This window comes from Desulfuromonas svalbardensis (genome assembly GCF_055389415.1).
In genome coordinates this window covers 1,838,667-1,857,893 of the sequence record NZ_AP042416.1, presented here as the reverse complement: position 1 = coordinate 1,857,893, position 19,227 = coordinate 1,838,667, and the positions used below count along the sequence as shown (strand labels likewise).

24 protein-coding genes are annotated in these 19,227 nt (G+C 43.6%); 1 reads left to right on the top strand and 23 read right to left on the bottom strand.

Annotated elements, in window-relative coordinates; all coding sequences use genetic code 11:
• Positions 1–95 precede the first annotated feature (95 nt).
• The 22 genes from metK to ACZ5KY_RS08345 form a co-directional block, all read right to left on the bottom strand.
• Positions 96–1,265, bottom strand: a complete 1,170-nt coding sequence (gene metK, locus ACZ5KY_RS08450; RefSeq protein WP_464243458.1) for a methionine adenosyltransferase — start codon at positions 1,263–1,265, stop codon at positions 96–98.
• Positions 1,266–1,470: 205 nt separating this feature from the next.
• A complete protein-coding gene (gene ptsP, locus ACZ5KY_RS08445) occupies positions 1,471–3,261 on the bottom strand; it encodes a phosphoenolpyruvate--protein phosphotransferase (RefSeq protein ID WP_464243457.1) in 1,791 nt (596 codons plus the stop codon).
• Positions 3,239–3,505, bottom strand: a complete 267-nt coding sequence (locus tag ACZ5KY_RS08440; RefSeq protein ID WP_464243456.1) for an HPr family phosphocarrier protein — start codon at positions 3,503–3,505, stop codon at positions 3,239–3,241. The genes ptsP and ACZ5KY_RS08440 overlap by 23 nt, the downstream gene beginning before the upstream one ends.
• 40 nt (positions 3,506–3,545) lie before the next feature.
• Positions 3,546–4,310 (bottom strand): PTS system mannose/fructose/sorbose family transporter subunit IID, encoded by a 765-nt coding sequence (locus ACZ5KY_RS08435; RefSeq protein ID WP_464243455.1) that lies wholly within the window; start codon positions 4,308–4,310, stop codon positions 3,546–3,548.
• Complete coding sequence (locus ACZ5KY_RS08430; RefSeq protein WP_464243454.1) at positions 4,310–5,011, bottom strand: PTS sugar transporter subunit IIC; 702 nt, start codon at positions 5,009–5,011, stop codon at positions 4,310–4,312. Before ACZ5KY_RS08430 ends, ACZ5KY_RS08435 begins: the two co-directional genes overlap by 1 nt.
• Before the next feature lies 1 nt (position 5,012).
• Entirely contained in the window at positions 5,013–5,492 is a 480-nt protein-coding gene (locus ACZ5KY_RS08425; RefSeq protein ID WP_464243453.1) for a PTS sugar transporter subunit IIB, read from the bottom strand.
• Positions 5,492–5,902 carry a PTS sugar transporter subunit IIA gene (locus tag ACZ5KY_RS08420; protein ID WP_464243452.1) on the bottom strand — a complete coding sequence of 137 codons (411 nt, stop codon included), beginning with the start codon at positions 5,900–5,902 and terminating at the stop codon, positions 5,492–5,494. Before ACZ5KY_RS08420 ends, ACZ5KY_RS08425 begins: the two co-directional genes overlap by 1 nt.
• Positions 5,899–6,762 carry an RNase adapter RapZ gene (gene rapZ / locus ACZ5KY_RS08415; protein ID WP_464243451.1) on the bottom strand — a complete coding sequence of 288 codons (864 nt, stop codon included), beginning with the start codon at positions 6,760–6,762 and terminating at the stop codon, positions 5,899–5,901. The genes ACZ5KY_RS08420 and rapZ overlap by 4 nt, the downstream gene beginning before the upstream one ends.
• A 3-nt stretch (positions 6,763–6,765) precedes the next feature.
• A complete protein-coding gene (gene hprK, locus ACZ5KY_RS08410; RefSeq protein ID WP_464243450.1) occupies positions 6,766–7,740 on the bottom strand; it encodes an HPr(Ser) kinase/phosphatase in 975 nt (324 codons plus the stop codon).
• 45 nt (positions 7,741–7,785) lie between these two features.
• Positions 7,786–8,244, bottom strand: a complete 459-nt coding sequence (locus ACZ5KY_RS08405; RefSeq protein ID WP_464243449.1) for a PTS sugar transporter subunit IIA — start codon at positions 8,242–8,244, stop codon at positions 7,786–7,788.
• 57 nt (positions 8,245–8,301) lie between these two features.
• Entirely contained in the window at positions 8,302–8,850 is a 549-nt protein-coding gene (hpf, locus tag ACZ5KY_RS08400) for a ribosome hibernation-promoting factor, HPF/YfiA family (RefSeq protein ID WP_464243448.1), read from the bottom strand.
• 30 nt (positions 8,851–8,880) lie between these two features.
• Positions 8,881–10,329, bottom strand: a complete 1,449-nt coding sequence (rpoN, locus tag ACZ5KY_RS08395) for an RNA polymerase factor sigma-54 (RefSeq protein WP_464243447.1) — start codon at positions 10,327–10,329, stop codon at positions 8,881–8,883.
• 78 nt (positions 10,330–10,407) lie between these two features.
• Entirely contained in the window at positions 10,408–11,136 is a 729-nt protein-coding gene (gene lptB, locus ACZ5KY_RS08390; RefSeq protein ID WP_464243446.1) for an LPS export ABC transporter ATP-binding protein, read from the bottom strand.
• Positions 11,133–11,618 carry a lipopolysaccharide transport periplasmic protein LptA gene (gene lptA / locus ACZ5KY_RS08385; protein WP_464243445.1) on the bottom strand — a complete coding sequence of 162 codons (486 nt, stop codon included), beginning with the start codon at positions 11,616–11,618 and terminating at the stop codon, positions 11,133–11,135. The genes lptB and lptA overlap by 4 nt, the downstream gene beginning before the upstream one ends.
• A complete protein-coding gene (lptC, locus tag ACZ5KY_RS08380) occupies positions 11,618–12,208 on the bottom strand; it encodes an LPS export ABC transporter periplasmic protein LptC (RefSeq protein ID WP_464243444.1) in 591 nt (196 codons plus the stop codon). The genes lptA and lptC overlap by 1 nt, the downstream gene beginning before the upstream one ends.
• A 48-nt stretch (positions 12,209–12,256) precedes the next feature.
• Positions 12,257–12,772: a KdsC family phosphatase gene (locus ACZ5KY_RS08375; protein ID WP_464243443.1), complete on the bottom strand. Its 516-nt coding sequence runs from the start codon at positions 12,770–12,772 to the stop codon at positions 12,257–12,259.
• A complete protein-coding gene (locus tag ACZ5KY_RS08370) occupies positions 12,769–13,749 on the bottom strand; it encodes a KpsF/GutQ family sugar-phosphate isomerase (protein ID WP_464243442.1) in 981 nt (326 codons plus the stop codon). The genes ACZ5KY_RS08375 and ACZ5KY_RS08370 overlap by 4 nt, the downstream gene beginning before the upstream one ends.
• The gene (gene kdsA, locus ACZ5KY_RS08365) at positions 13,746–14,570 is read right to left on the bottom strand and encodes a 3-deoxy-8-phosphooctulonate synthase (protein ID WP_464243441.1); all 825 of its coding nucleotides are present in this window, start codon (positions 14,568–14,570) and stop codon (positions 13,746–13,748) included. The genes ACZ5KY_RS08370 and kdsA overlap by 4 nt, the downstream gene beginning before the upstream one ends.
• On the bottom strand, positions 14,567–16,174 hold the full coding sequence (locus tag ACZ5KY_RS08360; RefSeq protein ID WP_464243440.1) for a CTP synthase: 1,608 nt from the start codon (positions 16,172–16,174) through the stop codon (positions 14,567–14,569). Before ACZ5KY_RS08360 ends, kdsA begins: the two co-directional genes overlap by 4 nt.
• A 203-nt stretch (positions 16,175–16,377) precedes the next feature.
• On the bottom strand, positions 16,378–17,139 hold the full coding sequence (gene kdsB / locus ACZ5KY_RS08355) for a 3-deoxy-manno-octulosonate cytidylyltransferase (protein ID WP_464243439.1): 762 nt from the start codon (positions 17,137–17,139) through the stop codon (positions 16,378–16,380).
• Between the two features lie 26 nt (positions 17,140–17,165).
• Positions 17,166–17,597: a Fur family transcriptional regulator gene (locus ACZ5KY_RS08350; protein ID WP_464243438.1), complete on the bottom strand. Its 432-nt coding sequence runs from the start codon at positions 17,595–17,597 to the stop codon at positions 17,166–17,168.
• Between the two features lie 63 nt (positions 17,598–17,660).
• Positions 17,661–18,215 carry a TlpA disulfide reductase family protein gene (locus ACZ5KY_RS08345; protein ID WP_464243437.1) on the bottom strand — a complete coding sequence of 185 codons (555 nt, stop codon included), beginning with the start codon at positions 18,213–18,215 and terminating at the stop codon, positions 17,661–17,663.
• Between the two features lie 139 nt (positions 18,216–18,354).
• Here ACZ5KY_RS08345 and ACZ5KY_RS08340 point away from each other — a divergent pair, with 139 nt between their 5' ends.
• On the top strand, positions 18,355–18,948 hold the full coding sequence (locus ACZ5KY_RS08340; protein WP_464243436.1) for a 50S ribosomal protein L11 methyltransferase: 594 nt from the start codon (positions 18,355–18,357) through the stop codon (positions 18,946–18,948).
• Positions 18,949–19,015: 67 nt separating this feature from the next.
• Here the strand turns inward: ACZ5KY_RS08340 and ACZ5KY_RS08335 are convergent, their stop codons facing one another.
• Positions 19,016–19,204 (bottom strand): hypothetical protein, encoded by a 189-nt coding sequence (locus ACZ5KY_RS08335; RefSeq protein ID WP_464243435.1) that lies wholly within the window; start codon positions 19,202–19,204, stop codon positions 19,016–19,018.
• Positions 19,205–19,227 lie beyond the last annotated feature (23 nt).

The following is a 19,227-nucleotide window of genomic DNA, read 5'->3' as shown; positions in this document are numbered from 1 at the left end:
AGGCAGGCTAGACCAATAGAGGAAATATTACGGTACAACCAGAACAAAATAGGGCGACCCTCAGGCCGCCCTATTGCATATCAAATCAATTGAATTTAAAGTCCTGCACGACTACGCAATGACGCAATACGATCTGTTTTTTCCCAGGTGAAATCAGCCAACTCACGACCAAAATGACCATAAGCTGCCGTTTGACGATAAATGGGACGCAACAAATCTAACGTTTCAATAATTGCCGCAGGACGCAGGTCGAACTCTTCAGCAACAATACGAGCAATTTGTTCTGAAGAAATTTTCCCCGTACCAAAGGCGTTGACCATAACCGATACCGGCTCAGCGACACCGATCGCGTAGGCAATCTGAACTTCACACTTATCAGCAAGGCCAGCAGCAACAATGTTTTTTGCCACATAACGCCCCATATACGATGCACTACGGTCGACTTTTGAAGGGTCTTTACCAGAGAAAGCACCGCCACCATGGGAGCCTTGGCCGCCATAAGTATCAACAATAATTTTGCGCCCCGTTAGGCCACAGTCACCGACAGGGCCACCAATAACAAAGCGACCTGTTGGGTTGATAAAATACTTTGTTTTCGCATCGAGCAAATTAGCTGGAAGAACTTTCTTTACCACCTCTTCCATCAACGCTTCTTCAATCTGTTGATGTGTAACATCGGGGTTGTGTTGGGTAGATAAAACAACCGCATCAATACGTACCGGCTTATCATCAACATACTCAATAGAGACTTGAGATTTGCTGTCAGGGCGAAGAAAATCAATCACATTACTTTTGCGTACCGCCGCTAATTGTTGCGTCAAATGATGAGCAAAAACAATCGGCATTGGCATCAATTGAGCGGTATCATTACACGCATAACCAAACATTAAGCCTTGGTCGCCAGCGCCTTGATCTTTAAACATCCCCTCACCAGCTGTTACCCCTTGAGAGATATCTGGAGATTGACGATCAAGTGACGTTAGCACAGCACAGGTGTTCGCATCAAAACCAACATCAGAACCAACGTAACCAATGTCACGAATCGTTTGACGAACGATCTCAGAATAATCAATTTGAGCATGGGTGGTAATTTCACCAGCCAGTACTGCCATGCCAGTGGTAATCATCGTTTCACAAGCGACACGAGCATATTTATCCTGTGCTAAAATAGCATCAAGAATTGAATCAGAAATCTGATCAGCCATTTTATCTGGATGGCCCTCACTCACAGATTCGGAAGTAAACATAAAGTCGGTCATTGGCATTGCGATATCCCTTTCTATTGTGACACGGTATAAACTTAAAATTTGTATGGAGTGCTATTCTCACCAAGAGAGTTAGCGTCAATCTCAAATCAGCGGTATTAATAACGCAGCAAGCCAAACAATATAAATCATAACGGGTTTGGCATCAATTGAATAATCAGTTTAAAAAAGATTGAAATGAATCCATAGCGTGTTTAACTCGCGATTAGATACCAAAATTACCCTCATCTTCAGAATGGGGGAAATAGTACTTCACCTTGGCGCTGACAAGCTCGGAGACTTCAGCGGCGGTAGATAATTGTAGAATTTGCTCAAGGAGTTGGTCACCGTTAACACTGTCCCACTGCTGTAATAATTTTTTCACTTGAGAAATCCCGCTGCTATTCATCGATAACTCACTGTAGCCCATAGCCAACAGCAAGGCGCTGAAAATAGGTTCTGAAGCCATTTCTCCGCAAATACAGGCAGGAATCCCTGCGTCCCGTGCCGCCTTGGCGACACAATTTAACGCACGCAGAATTGCAGGATGCATTGGTTCGTAGAGATAAGCGACATGCTCATTACCACGATCAACAACCAAGCAATACTGGATCAAATCGTTGCTTCCCACTGAGAAAAAATCGACCTCTTTGGCAAGCAAGTCAGCTAATAATACTGCCGACGGTGTTTCAATCATAATACCAATGGCTATTTTTTCATCAAAGGCAATTCCTTCACACCGTAACTCAGCCATCACTTCATTAAGAATAGCCTTACACGAGTGCACTTCAGAAACACCGCTAATCATCGGAAACAACAACCGCACGGTACCCAGAGCGGAGGCCCTTAAAATCGCCCGAAGTTGAATGCGAAAGAGCTTTTGTTCGCGCAACGAGAGTCGAATAGAACGCAGCCCCATCGCTGGATTAGCTTCATCCTTTAAGCAAATATTAGATACGAATTTATCGCCACCGACATCTAAGGTACGAATGGTTACCGGATGTGGATCAACCTGTTGGATAATCCGCCGATATTCATTAAATTGATCCTCTTCGGATGGCGGTTGTTGCCGCGCCATATACATGAACTCGGTTCGCAGTAAGCCAATCCCTGTTGCACCGTTGTGAATTGCAAGCTCTGCCTCTTCGGGAAACTCGATATTTGCTTTAAGTTTTACCGTTTTACCATCACGTGTTTGAGCTGGAAGTTCACAATATTCATGTAACTGTTCTTGATACAGTTGATAGCGTTGCTGCTTTTCAAGATAGGTGGTTAAGGTCACTGGGCAGGGGTTAAAAATAACACAACCACTACAGCCATCAACAATCACCATGCACGATGATGACACCTGCTCGGTCACATTCTCTAAACCAATCACCGCAGGAATCCCTAATGAACGCGCCAAAATAGCCGTATGCGATGTCCGCCCACCTAAATCGGTAATAAAACCAATCACCTGTTTTTTATCCATCTGCAACGTGTCCGCTGGAGATAAATCGTGGGCGACAATGACTGATTTTTTATCGAGATCGTGAACAGACTGTTGAACTTTTCCACGCAAATTACGTAGAACTCGCTCACCCACAAGTTCAATATCTGAACCTCGTTCACGCAAATATTCATCTTCAATCGAATCAAAGGTCTGGCGAAACTGATTAAGAACCCTTTTCAAAGCTCCCTGCGCATTAAGATGCTTATCCCGGATAAGAGATTTTGTGCTATCCAGCAACATCTGATCATTTAAAATCAATAACTGAGTATCAATAATATAAAAATGCTCAGAGCGTGATGTCAGGGACAGAGTTTTTTGCACATCAAGAAGTTGTTGCTTGCCCTGCTCGACAGCAGCCTCAAACTTATCGATTTGAGGTTCCACCTCATTTTCCGCAATGGTATATTCAACAACGGAAACACGTTGGCGGTCGAGAAGAAACACTTCACCAATCGAAATCCCCGGCGATGCGGCAACTCCGTAGCGATAAAAATTTTCGTTACTAGTCTTCACCGAATTTGTCATTGATTATTTTTCCAATGGCACTCATAGCCTCATCAGCATCATCACCTTCGGTCCGAACACGAATCAACGTCCCTTGCGGCGCGGCTAACATTAAAATACCCATGATACTTTTACCGTTCACCTCAAAATCATCTTTTTCAACAAAGACTTCTGCTGAAAACTTACCCGCAATCTGGACAAATTGTGCTGCCGCGCGAGCATGTAAGCCCAATCTATTAATAATCTCAAATTCTTCTATGGCCATATCTGTTTGGTATCCTATACAAATAATATTTAATAACGTTCTACAAAAGAAGCTTATCTACTGCTGTGACACCAACAATCATGCCAATTAAAACAACAGTCAATGGGACACCTTTACGTAGACAGATCACCGTTAAAAACAGAGTCACAATGACAACAAAGCTTCCAACAAGCGACCACATAAGGTCAACCTGGTGTTGATGAGTCAGGATGGCACAAAGCCCTCCTGCCACGACAACGGTACAGCGCTTTAAAACGACAGCAACATCAGCAAGCCTCCAGCGCTGAATCAGTAACACCACTGAGGCACCATGATGATAACCAAGCCAAACACCAACGACACGAACTATCCCAGCTGGGAGGTTAAACAAAATAATTAAAATCAGCGGTGACCACCAATAACCGTAGACCGCAAAACACACCGCAAGAACAGAAAGTAACGGCCGAATACCACCCCAAAACAACCCATCACCAACGGCAGCGATAGGAGCCATCACCACATCGGGATACGCATGTGCTTCAATCGCCACCTGCTCTCCGCGACAGGTTTCAGTTTCAATACAGAGGGTCGCAGCGGCAATCGTCGGGGCCAAAAAAGTGTTGGTATTGAAATACCTCAAGTAACCTTTAAGAATCGGTGAAACGCGCTCTTTACCATAGAGGTGAGTTAAGTGAGGCAACAGAACCACACACCAACCAAGACCTTGAAACTGTTTATAATTCCAGCTCGATTGCAAAAAAAGGCAACGACACGACAAACAAAAAAGTCGCCATTTTGTCAAATGCGGGGGGGACGTTTTATCCATCACAAGACTTCTAACAACATAAAGGTTAGAAAAAAACCGCCAATAAATAACGAAGCAGTATGTTTAACTTGCATCACGACTAAGACTGAAGCGATCCCTACCAGTGGGAAGATTGTAACAAGCCCTTCGACATGGACAGGAAATAAAGACAACAAGGGCGGCATATATTTCACTCCAGCCCAAAGTGCAGCGCTCCCGCCTACGACAATAAATAACAGCGATAACAACGCAGCACAGGAGAAAACAACCAGTCCTGCATAGTGATTGATCACCAAAGGACGAGTATTCGAACGTTCGAGACCTCTTAATGCATTAGAAAACAAACGCTCGTTCAGATGCCTTGCCCACACATCCCAACATTTCCCGACTTCGGCCAGAATCACCACAAGGATAACAATAAAAATAATCAAAGCGTAAAGATGGTCGGTAATTTGAGGGGCAAACAGTTTAACGAGAACCACGGCGCCAATAGCCGCTTGCGTGTCATCGGGGGCAATCGTAGCACCAACAGGTAAACGCATTAACCATAGTAACTCAAGCATAATACCAATTTGCAAAGCTGGAACAAAGATTCCCAACACATAACCAGCAATACATGAGCAAACCAACGGACGTGACAACATGGTTTGTGCTAAAGCTGTGCGATCTAACCCCGACAGGATCGACACAACAACAATCATTATCCATTGAGTTGTGACCATACTACGCCTTTAATTCTCGACAATGACAATCCCAGTGTAATTTACGATCGGTTGGAATACATTGAGCACAGATATCGACCCCTAATTCTGCAAGCTGTTCGAGATCGTCAAGATCATCACAATCCGCATAGAGGGTTTGTGAAATACAACATTTTTGCGGGCCAACATGCATATTGCCCAAATTTAAAATCGAAAAATGAAATCCACCCCGATAAGCTTTTAATGCATCCGCTGGGGTTGCAAAGAGCACCAATACCTTGGAGTCACTACTGAGCGGTGAAGCCTCAAACTGTTCGTGGCTATAGACGTCAACTCGAACCGTTTTAGGAACCACTGCAAGCATCAACAGCTTACGGAAAGAATCATTTGCGATCTCATCATCAACAACAATAATAGTATCGGCTTGAACATGAGGGAGCCACGCTTCAAGCACCTGCCCATGAATTAAGCGATTATCAACACGAACCAAGACGAGTGACATTATCTCCTCACTCCTTGAAGAAGTTCACTAGTCATAATAATATTTTTCTGCCCGTAACCTGTTAAATAGGTGGTGAGATCCCCTAGAGTCATGGTATCTCGACTGCTAGAAAACTTGATAAGAATAGGTAAATTAACACCATTAATCACTTCAACATGGTCTTTTTTTAGCAAGCGAGCGCTGATATTCGACGGGGTTCCACCAAACATATCGGTCATAATCAGCACTCCGTCACCGTCACCATTAACCTGATTAACCGCGTCCTGTAATTCAGCATAGAAAGCTTCAATATCCACACCACGACCAACGGAATGACACCGTACGTGGCAGAGAGGGCCAACAATGGTTTCGGCAGCCTTTAAAAGTGCTGTGGCAAGTCCGGCATGAGTCACCAGAATCAGTCCGATCATCCCTCCTCCTTTACTAGGTCTCGATGGAATCGTTTAACATTATGGGTTTTTATAATCATTGAATAAAGTGCTTCAACGATTGCGACACTACGGTGATGTCCCCCTGTACAGCCGATTGAAACAGTCAAATAACTTTTCCCCTCCAAACGGTACTGCGGCAACAAGAATTCGAGCCATGAAGCCGTTTTATCCAGAAACTCCTGACAAACGGGCTGTCCCAAGACATAATCGCTGACAGGTTGGTCCTGTCCACATAGCGGGCGTAACGATTCAACATAGTGCGGATTGGGTAGAAATCGGACATCAATGACCAAATCGGATTCTAAAGGTACGCCATAACGAAAACCAAAAGATTGTAACCGGACGGTAAGGGGAACTGAGTTTTCACTTGAACCGTTCAGTTGCAAGAGCACACTGGCTTTAAGCTGGTGCACCGATAGCTCGGTGGTATCAAACACCACGGTTGAAGCGTCGCGAATATGATGTAACATCACCCTTTCACTAGCAATCGCGGCGGCGATATTGCTGTATGAAGCGAGAGGATGTCGACGGCGAGTCGTGGAATAACGTCGAATTAAAGCATCATCCGTCGCATCAAAGTAATAAATTTCAAGTTGATGTCCCGCTGCACTCACAACATCAAACACGGACAAATCAGTTGAAATAAAACCAGGGTTTCTCGCATCTACCACCAGGGCGATACCTTGACCAGCAAGAGCTTTAAAACCTTTTTGTTCTAGTAGTTGTGGCAAAAGGGACAGGGGGAAATTATCAATGACATAATAACCCTCATCTTCTAACACTTGCGCAGCTGTTGACTTCCCCGAGCCTGATAATCCAGTAATAACAATAAAACGCACTATTTACTCCAAGTCATCGCCAATGATTACATGAGAACGAAGTCGAGCCACTTCAGCCATCCTCTTCTCAAGACGATCTTGGAACTCACGTGCACTATTATAACCCATCTCTTTCAATAACTGGTTCCGTGCAGCCACCTCTAAAATCGACGAGATATTGCGTCCTGGACAAACGGGGATTTTGAGCAATGGGATCTTAATTCCAAGCAATTCGTAATGTTGTTCGTCAAGACCAAGACGGTCATAATTTGCTCCATCTTCCCATTTTAGCAACTCAATCGTCACATCAATTTTTTTCCGTTCACGTATCGCTGAAACACCAAACAAGTGCTTGATATTAATAATGCCGAGCCCGCGAATCTCCATATGGTAATGCAATAGATCACTCCCCTCACCAAACAAGACGGAAGGAAGTTTTGTCCGAACTTTCACCACGTCATCTGCCACAAGACGATGACCGCGCAAAACCAGATCCAGAGCACACTCACTTTTCCCAATGCCACTTTTACCGATAAGTAAAACACCGACGCCAAAAACATCGACGAGAACACCATGAACCGTTGTTGCAGGTAAAAGTCGCTCTTCAAGAAATTTACTAATCAAGGAGATAAAGGCAGAACTCTGCATTTGAGTTCTTAAAATTGGGATATTATACTTGGTTGTTTTTTCAATTAAGATGGGCGGAGGTTCTTGTCCCTTGGTAATAATAAAGCAGCAAAAGCCAAGAGTACAGAGTCCTTCGACATTTTCGGCAGCAACCTGAGGATCTAAGCCTTCAAGGTAGCTAAGTTCCGTTGAACCAAGGATCTGCAATCGGGTTGGATGAAGATAACTCAAATGACCCGCTAATGCTAAGCCGGGCTTCTGAATACGGTGCGATTCAATCGTTTTATCGAGCCCCTCTGTACCAGAAAGAATTTCTAGATCAAGCCCAGTATCTTGCTCTTCCAGTAATTCTCTAACACTTAACTGAGCCATATCTACCACCAATCAGTGTTGAAGGCCTCACAATCAAACAGGCAACTAAACGGATTCTTTTTCCTGAATAATCTGATAAATATCGTCTGCTGTACCTGCAGTGAGAAGCTGCTCACGAACATCCTGATCTTTTAAAAGCTTCGAAATTCGTGCTAACGTCTTCAGATGTATACTGATCGAATCTTCTGGTGCGAGTAACAGAAAAAACAGGTGAGCAGGTTTTCCGTCCATTGAATCAAAGTCAACGCCAGCCTTACTGCGGCCAAAAGAGAGGATTAGCTGATCAATATCTTTGAGTTTACCATGAGGAATCGCAACGCCTTCTCCAATTCCCGTACTACCCAGACGCTCGCGCTCACGTAATACAGTCAGGACCTCGTTACGATTCAGTCCTGGTGCTGAACGCAATAGCACATCCGTCATTTCAGCTAACACGTTATCTTTTGTTGTCGACTTAATTTCAGCCTCAACAGATTCAGAATTTAACAGTTCAACAATATTCATAGTGATTCGATCTTAAAACAGCGTGGAGAACAGGCCTCCACGCTGACATTTATAAGGTTAACCTTCTGGAACAATCAAACCATAGTTACCATCTTTACGACGGTAAATAACATTTACTTGCTCAGTAGTATCATCACTGAAGACCAAAAAGTCTTTATGCAATAAATCCATTTGCATAACCGCTTCATCAACTGACATTGGCTTGAGTGAAAAGCTATGTGAACGAATCACTTGAGGATCAACATCCTCAACATCGACACTAGCCGCTTCAAAGATGGTCTTGGTGATATTTCTCTCTTTACCTTTACGCGCAGTATGGCTTTTCAATTTCTCTTTATAGCGCTTAAGTTGACGCTCAAGCTTATCGACAACAGCATCAATCGCTGCATACATGTCATCAATCACTTCAGCAGAGGCTTTAATTGTTACCCCTTTAGCTATCAAAGTAACCACTGTTTTGTGACGAATTTTTTTCTCGACGTTCAAACTTACCTGAGCATCAATGGGTTCTTCAATATATTTCGTAAGGCGCGCTAGTTTTTCTTCTACATAGGTACGGACAGGCTCACTCGTATCCATATGACGAAATGAAACAGAAATATTCATGGAGTCTCCTTTTAGGTTAAATACGGACGATTAAAAAAGACGCTTGCGGACTGTTGATGATCCAATTCCCAACATCTCTCTATATTTAGTTACCGTACGTCGAGCAATATCAATTCCACATTCGTGGAGCATATTAACAATCTTCTGATCAGAATAAGGCTTTTTTTCATTTTCTTCAGCTATTATTTCCTTAATCCTGTTTTTTACACTTTCCGATGCGATCGAATCGCCACCAGTCGTACCTATTCCACTATTAAAAAAGAACTTAAGTTCTAGCAATCCCTGAGAAGTCTGAACGTATTTATTCGTGGTAACGCGGCTGATCGTCGATTCGTGCATCTCAATATCATCCGCAACATCACGCAAGACCAAGGGCTTTAAATAACTGATCCCATGATCAAAAAACTCCCGCTGAAACTTAACAATGCTTTCAGTTACTTTAAAAATAGTACGTTGCCGTTGATGAATACTCTTAATTAGCCACATCGCGCCACGCATTTTTTCTTGAATATATTCGCTGGTTTCGGAGTCAACCTTTTTACCTGATAATGCATTTGAATAATAGGAGCTGATACGTAAGTTCGCTAGACCATCTTCATTGAGCGATACCACATACTCGCCATTCATCTTACGCACGAAGATATCTGGGGTGATATACTGAACATCAGATTCGGTATATTTACTACCGGGTCGAGGATCAAGAGTTGCTAAAAAACGGGCAGCATCGAATACGTCATCAACATTTACCTTACATTGTTTGGCGATATTCGAATAGCGTCGTTCTTCAAGTTCTTTAGAAAAGTCTGTGATCAATTGATAGGAAAGTGACTCTTTTAAGCCTAGAGAATCCATTTGCAGAGCTAAGCATTCCTGAAGTGTCCGTGCAGCAATTCCGGCAGGATCAAATTTCTGAACTTCAAACAAGACACTTTCAATGACACTCATGTCCGCGCCAGTTTGCTCCATCACATCACTTAATTCGGCAACTAAGTAACCTTCATCGTTAATATTGCCAATAATGACGGCTGCGATCTCTTTTTGGTGCTCATCAAGGGACGAAACATTTAGCTGCCACATTAAATGGTCGGACAACGTATCTTTAGGTGTCAGCAGGTTCTCGTATGAGGGTTGATCATCATCACTGTAGTTTTCACTCGCTGAACCACCTTGAGAAAACCCCTGTAAATAGGTTTGCCAGTCATCGATTTGCGCCAGACCGTCAGCTTCAGTAACCTCTTGTGTTTTTTCACTGTCCGAAGCTAAAACAACTTCTGTTTCGGGCGATACATCAGGTTCTGATTGACGAACTTCGTCGTCAGGTGGTGTTTCTTCGAGTATTGGATTTTCCTCAAGCTCTTGATTGACAACCTCTTCGAGTTCAACACGAGACAATTGCAATAGCTTGATCGCTTGTTGCAACTGTGGTGTCATCACCAATTGCTGAGTTAGTTTAAGTTGTTGGCGTAATTCCAGTGCCATCCAAGACCCTACCAAATAAGTTTATAATCGTGACGTTTAAGGCAATTTCTAATTATTCTATTACGTTCACCATTTTTTTTATAGTCGGAAATCTTCTCCGAGATAAATTTCACGTGCAATAGTACTTTGAATAATGTGTTCTGGCGTTCCCTGTTCCAATATTTCACCACTATTAAGGATATATGCACTATCACAAACCCCAAGTGTTTCACGAACATTGTGATCGGAGATCAGAACCCCAATCCCACGGTCCTTTAACTCAATGATAATCTTTTGGATATCAATCACCGCTAAAGGGTCAATACCTGCAAAGGGTTCATCAAGTAAAATAAATCGGGGATCAATGACCAAAGCACGTGCAATTTCAGTCCGCCGTCGTTCTCCACCCGATAAAGCATAACCAGGAGATTTTGCAACATGACCTAAACGAAAATCATCGAGCAATTCAGTTAAGCGGTGTTGACGCTGTTTCGCATCAGCAACATGATATTCAAGAATCGCGAGCAAATTTTGCTCTACAGTGAGCTTACGAAACACTGATGACTCTTGAGGTAAGTAAGCAACTCCAGCAGCAGCGCGCTGGTACATCGGCCAATTAGTAACCTCTTGTTCATCGAGATAAACGGCTCCAGCTTCTGGCTTTACTAAGCCAACCATCATGTAAAAAGAGGTCGTTTTACCCGCACCGTTCGGCCCCAGCAAACCAACAACCTGTCCAGATTCAACACGGAGATCTACTCCCTGAACGACACGTCGTCCTTTATAGGACTTCTGTAGCCCTTGTGCATTCAGGACATGTTGGCTCACTTCGTTTCCTCACCAGGGATGAATACTGCCTTCACACGACGCTTGCTACTGCCTTCAACAATACTTCGATTGTCATTCAAATAAACAATGATCCGCTCACCTTCGACGGTATTATCCCCCTGTACCACACGTGGCTGGTCAGATAAAACAATACGACCTTCTTGATGATAAAAGATCGCTTTGCCACCCGTTGCGATGCGATTTAGTTGAACAATACGAACATCACCTTCAGCAATCACAGTTTCGATCTGACGTTTTTCACCCTTAATATAGGAGACAGTCATCGTTTGAGCATAGATGAATACTTCGCCCTGTTGAGCTTGAACATCACCCTTAAAGACAAAAACACCCGCCTGATCATCTGCATCAAGTTGCTCCGAAGTGATTTTAACAGGTTGATTACTATCATGGTTCATCTCAGGTTCAGCTGCGTAGGACCAAGAGGCTAAAAACATTAAAAGTGTTACCAAGAGTATACGCACTATTGCTCCCTCTTAACAGGTTGCGGTAAATAAACGGCTGTCACATTTTCCTTAATAAGAAATGTTCCGTGGGCAAGATCGACCTCGAGACCACGACCGGTAATGTCAAGCTGTTGTGAGGTAATCCTCACAGTATCATCCGACACGACAACACCGTCATCAGACGCTTGGCCGTGAAAAGTGACGGACTCGCTTTCAAACTGGTAGCCATTTCCAGTTGTAATAATCACATTACCACGAACGCTTACATCACGTGTATTTAGATTCGCACGGCCTGTTTTAGACGTTAAATGAACGTCACCCGCTTCACCTTGATTAAAAACATCCAAACGAACATTTTCCATGATGGTGATATCTTCAGTTAAATCGTGTTCCGCAGAATCAGCATTAAGCGTCCATTGCGCGATGCCAGCCTCTGTTTCAGTATAACTGAATTCACGTAAAGCAACATCAGCTTCAACGACAATTCCTTCAATCACATCAGCGACCGTAGGTGCCCTATCATAAAAGACGACACGGACGATCAATACTGAACAAAAAACAATCACGACCGAGATCAATAAGTAACGCAGACGTTCTCTAGTGATCATAGGACAACCAAAGAGAACTCAATCGTGTTGAAACTGTTAACATTGACATTAAAAATATCGACTTGTAACTTCATCCCACTGCCCCGATTGACGTAACAACAAATCACAAATTTCACGAACCGCACCACAACCGCCCGCCAAAGTCGTAATATAATCGACATAAGGCTTAATATCACTCACGGCATCGGCAACAGTAAAGGAACAACCGACACGACGCAAAACGGGCAAATCGATAAGATCGTCACCTGCGTAAGCCACCTGGCTATCTTCTAGACCCGTTTTAGCAAGAATCTCTTCATACGGAATCATCTTATTTTTCGCCCCTTGATAGACGAATTCGATCCCTAATTCTTTAGCGCGATGGGCGACAACGTTTGACTCACGACCGGTAATAATACCAACTTTAAAACCTGCTCGCTGGAGCATTTTCAAACCATGGCCATCACGGACATGGAACGCTTTACTCTCAATACCGTTATTGTCATAAATGATCCGACCATCCGTTAAAATTCCGTCGACATCAAGTAATAATAGCTTGATATTTTCTATCAATTTTTTTTTCATACCACACCCGCCTTGAGGAGATCATGAAGGTGGACAATGCCAATGGGGGTCGAATCTTCTTCATGTTCAAAAACAAACAGTGATGTCACCGAAAACTCTTCCATTAACTTGACTGCTTTTGCTGCAAGATTATGCCGTAAAACCCGCTTTGGATGGTGACTCATCACCTCAACAATAGAAAGTTGCAAAGAATCGACAGTTCCCTCTAAACAGCGCCGTAAATCGCCATCAGTAAAAACACCAACGAGGCCATTAGAGTGATCAACAACTCCTGTAATTCCCAGTTTTTTGTCAGTTATTTCAAACAGAGCTTCCTTTACCGTTGTCTGTTGTGAAACCAATGGGATCTCTTGATCTTGGTGCATCAGGTCTTCAACACGGAGTAACAAACGCTTACCCAATGCTCCACCAGGATGAAACAGAGCAAAATCTTCAGCACGAAAATTTTTCTTTTGTAACAATGCTACCGATAAGGCATCACCCATTGCAAGAGTAACAGTTGTACTCGCCGTTGGGGCAAGGCCAAGGGGACACGCCTCTTGAGCAACAGACACATCGAGGGAAACATCACCAGCTCGCGCCAAAGTACTTTCAGGATTGCCGCTCATTGAGATCAATTGAAGACCCATCCGCTTAATAACAGGAAGGATACGAATGATCTCCTCAGTTTCACCTGAGTTCGATACAGCAATAACCACATCACCCTTCATCAACATCCCAAGATCACCATGAATCCCTTCGGCTGGATGAAGAAAAAATGAAGGTGTCCCAGTTGAAGCCATGGTCGATGTGATCTTTTGACAGATCAGCCCCGACTTACCCATGCCCGTGATAACGAGACGGCCCGAACAGCCACTAATCATCTCAACAGCTTGATAAAAGGAATCATCAATTCGGTCACGTAATGCAATGACGGCATCCGCTTCAATGGTCAACGTGTTGTGTGCACTCTCTAAAACTTCGTTTTTTGTGCTCATAGTCCCTTCACCACTGCATCGATCTCTAATAGGGGTTGTAACATGGATTTCAAGTCTTTTAAGTAAAGTGAATTTGGCCCATCACAGCGTGCGCACTCAGGATCTTCATGAACTTCAAGAAAAAGTCCATCAATCACTGACGCCACAGCGGCACGTGACAAAGAGGCAACATACTCCCTTTGCCCAGCTGAACAGCCATCCGCACCACCTGGTAATTGAACCGCATGAGTGGCATCAAAAACAACGGGATAACCCAACTCACGCATAATTCCAAAAGAACGCATATCGACAACAAGATTATTGTAACCAAAAGTGGTACCGCGTTCAGTCAAAATCACCTGCTGATTTTCAGTTGATACCACTTTACCGATGGCGTGTTTCATATCCCATGGTGCTTGGAACTGACCTTTTTTGATATTTACCACTTTACCGCTACGTCCTGCGGCAACCAAAAGGTCCGTTTGTCGGCATAAAAATGCGGGAATTTGCAGAATATCGAGAACTTGAGCGGCAGCTTCAACCTGAGTTACATCGTGTACATCGGAAACAACGGGAACCTGAAACTGCTCTTTAATATGGGCTAACATCTCAAGTCCAGCATCAAGGCCTGGTCCACGAAACGAATCAACTGATGTTCGATTAGCCTTATCGTACGAGGCTTTAAAAATAAATCCGATACCCAGTTCATCAGTGAGCTTCTTAAGAAACTCAGCGATACGACATGTCGTATCAAGGTCTTCAAGAACACACGGACCAGCAATCAATGAAAAAGGGTGCTGTCCGCCAAATTTTGCGTTACCAACACTCACTTCTGAAATCATTTTGACCTCTTTGCTTGTTTCATGCAGGCACCGACAAAAGACTCAAACAATGGATGTGGTGCCATTGGCCGAGAACGGAACTCTGGATGGAACTGACAGGCAAGAAACCATGCATGATCTGAAATCTCAACGATCTCAACTAAATCATTTTCTGGATTAATTCCTGAAATCTCCAAGCCAGCATCCGTCAAAACTTGGCGGTAACTGTTATTAAATTCATACCGATGGCGATGGCGCTCAGCAATTTTCTTCTTACCATAAATCCGATAAGCAAGACTGCCCTCGACCAGTTCGCAGTCATAAGCACCCAGGCGCATAGTGCCGCCCTTACCTGTAACTGTTTTTTGATCTTCCATAATATGAATAACAGGGTTCTCTGCTTCAACACGAAATTCAGCAGAATAAGCATCTTCAAGTTTACAAATGCTGCGAGCAAACTCAACGACTGCCATTTGCATCCCAAGACAGATACCAAAAAATGGAATATTGTTTTCACGAGCATAACCAATGGCAGCAGTTTTACCTTCACTGCCGCGCTCGCCAAAGCCGCCGGGAACTAGGATTCCATCCACATCATCAAAGGTCTCGCCAATACCGTGCCGTTCGAGTGATTCAGAATCAACATATTTTAGATCGACGCGACAATCGTTACCAATACCACCGTGGATCAACGCTTCAGCAAGTGATTTATAGCTTTCGGTCAACTCAACATACTTGCCGACAATGGCAATGGTTGTTTGAGATTGCGGCTCTTTAACACGCCGAATCACTTCATTCCACGCTGAGAGGTCTGGAGCTTTTGTCCAAATCTCTAACCCTTCAACCACGCGCTCATCAAGGCCTTGCTCGTGATAAATAACTGGAACTTCATAAATCGATGCAACATCTCGAGCCGTAATAACGGACTCTTCGCGAACGTTGCAAAACAGCGCAATTTTATTTTTCATATCGCGCGGAATTTCACGATCACAACGGCACAGCAAGATGTCAGGTTGAATACCAATTTGACGTAGGTCTTTAACACTGTGCTGTGTTGGCTTAGTTTTAAGCTCACCAGCCGCGGCAAGATAAGGAACCAAAGTTAGGTGAACATAAAGAACATTGCTATGTCCTAAATCGGCGCGGAATTGACGTATCGCTTCCAAAAATGGGAGCGATTCAATATCGCCAACGGTACCGCCAACTTCGACAATCGCTAAATCAACATCTTGCGCATTATCAATGATTTTGCTTTTAATCTCATTGGTAATATGTGGAATGACCTGAACCGTTCCACCAAGGTAGTCACCACGGCGCTCTTTACGAATAACTGAATCGTAAATTTGACCCGTTGTGAAGTTTGACTTACGTGTCAACCGCGCCGAGGTGTAACGCTCATAGTGACCTAAATCGAGGTCAGTTTCAGCACCATCATCGGTGACAAATACTTCGCCATGTTGAAACGGACTCATTGTGCCTGGATCAACATTGATATAAGGGTCAAGCTTTTGCATAGAGACGCGCAGTCCCCGAGCTTCCATCAAAGCACCGATTGATGCTGCAGCGAGTCCCTTCCCTAATGAAGATGCAACTCCTCCGGTAACAAATAGAAACTTAGTTTTCATCTAAACGGCCTCCAGGCAAAACTTTAAAATTTAATTCAGAATACGACTAACACTAGCCATACCCGCAAATGTTTTTATACAAATTCGGTAAAACAACACAACGTAAATAGTTAATCAAAGCCCTACTATTTAGAGTGTTTCGTACAAGCGAGAAACACTACACTGAACAGGTCGAAAAGAAAAGAGGAAACACCAGACATTCCTCACTTTATCCCTTCAATTTTTGCCACAATTAAACGAACTTTTTCCAAATCTTCAGGGGTATCAACACCCTGCGAAGGTCGAGCCGTTTCAGCGACATGAATTTTGTATCCATGTTCAAGGGCGCGGAGCTGTTCAAGTTTCTCCATCGACTCGAGCGGCGTTACGGGCAACGTCGGATATTTCAATAAAAACTCACGTCGATAGACATATAAGCCAATATGTTTAAACGCCCTCACTGCACTAAAGTTATCGTGCAAGGAATCAACATAATCACGAACGCATGGGATCGGTGAACGAGAGAAATAGAGCGCGGTATTGCGTTGATCTGTAACCACTTTGACCGCATTCGGACTCAAAAACTCTTCAACAGAGTCAATCGCAACCATTAATGTTCCCATAGAGATCGTTGCATCATCAACCAATGGCCCAATGGCCTGATCAATCATGCTCGGTTCAATCAACGGCTCATCACCCTGAACATTTACAATTAAATCTGAAGTTAATGTTGCTGCAACTTCAGCCAAGCGATCGGTTCCCGTTTCATGCTGATCTGAAGTCATACAAACTTCACCACCAAAAGCTGTCACTACTGCGGCAATTCTCTCGTCATCCGTAGCAACAATCACCCGGTCAATTAATGACGATTGCGCCGTGCGCTGATAAACGCGCTCAATCATGGTTTTACCGTGGATATCAACGAGGGGCTTTCCCGGGAAACGGGTCGAGCCATATCGAGCGGGTATGATAGCTGTTATGTTCACACAATTCTCCATGCTGAGAGATTCATTTACTTGGGCTGACAATCAGCACAGACACCATACAGCTCTAACCGTTGATGAGATAAGGTAAAACTATGATCTTTGGCTGTTTGTAAAAACAGAGCTTCAATTTTCGCATCTTCGAATTCAATAATTTTACCACACGAATTACAAATAAGGTGGTAGTGATGCTCTTCACTAATATTGGGTTCATAACGCGTTTGACGATCACCAAAATGGCGTTCACTGGCGATACCACTTTCCGCCAAAATTTTCATAGTCCGGTAAACCGTCGCATAGCCAATATTAGGATGATTACTACGTAACCGCAAATAAAGTTCTTCGGCAGAAAGGTGAGAGGGAGAGCAAAGAAACTCCTCTAAAATAATCTCACGCTGCCGGGTAACTTTAAGACCATGAGTAGAAAGATACTCACGAAACGAATCTTTTACGCTCGCCATTTCCTGCTCCTTAATTGAAATGAAATTGAACATCAACTTATCAAAACCGCACCAGAGCGTCAACTATTCAGCTGACACCATTCCAGCTTTGAGTAACGAGCGAAGATAAGTGATCATCTGCAAACTATTCCAATCAAGCGATCCAATTACTCGCTCACGCACAACACCTTCAGCATCAATAATAAAAGTTTCTGGGTATTTCGAAACACCAAATTTTCCACGAACCGTTCCGTCGACATCAAAAAGAACTGGAAAACCAAAAGGAACTCGCTGCATAAACTTAGGCACAGTCTGAGAACCATCAGGCTCAACATTAATCGCCAAAAGTTCAACCCCTTCACTGTGCAACAATTGATACAAACGATCCATAGATGGGATCTCTTCGCGACAGGGTGGACACCATGTCGCCCAAAAGTTAACCAATACAACCTTACCTCGTAGGGCTGAAAGTGAGACCGTGTTGCCCTTTAAATCTGACAATTCAAAATCGGGAGCCATTGGCCGCTCTTTAGTCAAATCAACCCCAGAAGAAGTTGATGTCGTTGGTGCTTGGCTGCTAATTAACAGAAAAAATATCACGACAGTTAGTAAGATCATCACAATAAACAAACGCTTCATTTAATTTCTCCATTTTTTTAATCGATGATGTTCATCGCTAGCAGTATAATAAAGTCAAACCAATTGACGCCCCCAATTACACATGAAATACTCACAGCGACTTAAGCAACCTACCGTATTTTACTGAAAGGAACAACTTGTGGGACGTGAATTTAGCGCTTTTACTATTGGAGAACATTTCCGCATTTTACCTGAGGGGGGTGTCCCGCAACAGGATAATCGAATTGAAATCGTTATGGCAGCAGGAGCTTTTGGCTCAGGTGAACACGAAACAACAGCGAGCTGTCTTGAAATTTTAGAAAAACATCCCGATATTAAAGGAGCGAGAATTCTTGATTTAGGCAGTGGTACGGGGATTTTATCGATTGCAGCCTTAAAACTTGGGGCCAAGAGTACCCTGTGTGTTGATATTGATCCCCTTGCCGTTGCAACCTGCCAACGCAATTGTGACATCAACCATGTCAACAGCCAAGTGGAACATTTTTGTGGCACCCTCGATAAGGTTGAAGAGGGAAACTTTGATTTCATTTTAGCCAATATCTATGGTGACATTTTAATTGATGTCGCCAAAAACCTAACTGCCAAGGCCGCGGATAAAGCCCCGCTACTGCTCTCAGGCGTTCTCTATGAATACAATTTCGATGTTCGTCAAGCGTACAAACGACTCGGATTTGAAGAGATAAAAAACTTCATGCTTGATGAATTTAGTACCGTATTACTACGAAAAAAATAAAGCGCCCCAATAATAGGGCGCCAAAAAAGTAAAGCTACATAAACCGCTCATAAGCGGCAGCAGGCTCTTAGCCTGCCATACAGCGAAACGACTCTTGTGTCCACCGCCGATAGCGACAATTATAACAGGAGCACTCCTCATCAGCGACCCACTCATCTTCATCGTCAGCGACAAAAGATGAACACTCGTTTGCGATCTGCGCTACCTCAGAATCTGCATCTCGCCCCAAGAGAAACACCCGCGTTCTATCTGCCATAATGTTCCACATATACGTTCTCC

Excerpts from the sequence above, each read along its gene's own strand:
- ACZ5KY_RS08375 (WP_464243443.1), bottom strand. The coding sequence starts at position 12,772 with ATGAAAAAAAAATTGATAGAAAATATCAAGCTATTATTACTTGATGTC.
- ACZ5KY_RS08430 (WP_464243454.1), bottom strand. The coding sequence starts at position 5,011 with ATGGTCACAACTCAATGGATAATGATTGTTGTTGTGTCGATCCTGTCG.
- ACZ5KY_RS08350 (WP_464243438.1), bottom strand. The coding sequence starts at position 17,597 with ATGGCGAGCGTAAAAGATTCGTTTCGTGAGTATCTTTCTACTCATGGT.
- ACZ5KY_RS08370 (WP_464243442.1), bottom strand. The coding sequence starts at position 13,749 with ATGAGCACAAAAAACGAAGTTTTAGAGAGTGCACACAACACGTTGACC.
- ACZ5KY_RS08405 (WP_464243449.1), bottom strand. The coding sequence starts at position 8,244 with ATGAATATTGTTGAACTGTTAAATTCTGAATCTGTTGAGGCTGAAATT.
- rpoN (WP_464243447.1), bottom strand. The coding sequence starts at position 10,329 with ATGGCACTGGAATTACGCCAACAACTTAAACTAACTCAGCAATTGGTG.
- ACZ5KY_RS08435 (WP_464243455.1), bottom strand. The coding sequence starts at position 4,310 with ATGGATAAAACGTCCCCCCCGCATTTGACAAAATGGCGACTTTTTTGT.
- lptC (WP_464243444.1), bottom strand. The coding sequence starts at position 12,208 with ATGATCACTAGAGAACGTCTGCGTTACTTATTGATCTCGGTCGTGATT.
- ptsP (WP_464243457.1), bottom strand. The coding sequence starts at position 3,261 with ATGACAAATTCGGTGAAGACTAGTAACGAAAATTTTTATCGCTACGGA.
- metK (WP_464243458.1), bottom strand. The coding sequence starts at position 1,265 with ATGCCAATGACCGACTTTATGTTTACTTCCGAATCTGTGAGTGAGGGC.
- ACZ5KY_RS08420 (WP_464243452.1), bottom strand. The coding sequence starts at position 5,902 with ATGATCGGACTGATTCTGGTGACTCATGCCGGACTTGCCACAGCACTT.
- ACZ5KY_RS08345 (WP_464243437.1), bottom strand. The coding sequence starts at position 18,215 with ATGAAGCGTTTGTTTATTGTGATGATCTTACTAACTGTCGTGATATTT.
- hpf (WP_464243448.1), bottom strand. The coding sequence starts at position 8,850 with ATGAATATTTCTGTTTCATTTCGTCATATGGATACGAGTGAGCCTGTC.
- kdsA (WP_464243441.1), bottom strand. The coding sequence starts at position 14,570 with ATGATTTCAGAAGTGAGTGTTGGTAACGCAAAATTTGGCGGACAGCAC.
- hprK (WP_464243450.1), bottom strand. The coding sequence starts at position 7,740 with ATGGCTCAGTTAAGTGTTAGAGAATTACTGGAAGAGCAAGATACTGGG.
- ACZ5KY_RS08360 (WP_464243440.1), bottom strand. The coding sequence starts at position 16,174 with ATGAAAACTAAGTTTCTATTTGTTACCGGAGGAGTTGCATCTTCATTA.
- ACZ5KY_RS08440 (WP_464243456.1), bottom strand. The coding sequence starts at position 3,505 with ATGGCCATAGAAGAATTTGAGATTATTAATAGATTGGGCTTACATGCT.
- ACZ5KY_RS08425 (WP_464243453.1), bottom strand. The coding sequence starts at position 5,492 with ATGTCACTCGTCTTGGTTCGTGTTGATAATCGCTTAATTCATGGGCAG.
- ACZ5KY_RS08335 (WP_464243435.1), bottom strand. The coding sequence starts at position 19,204 with ATGGCAGATAGAACGCGGGTGTTTCTCTTGGGGCGAGATGCAGATTCT.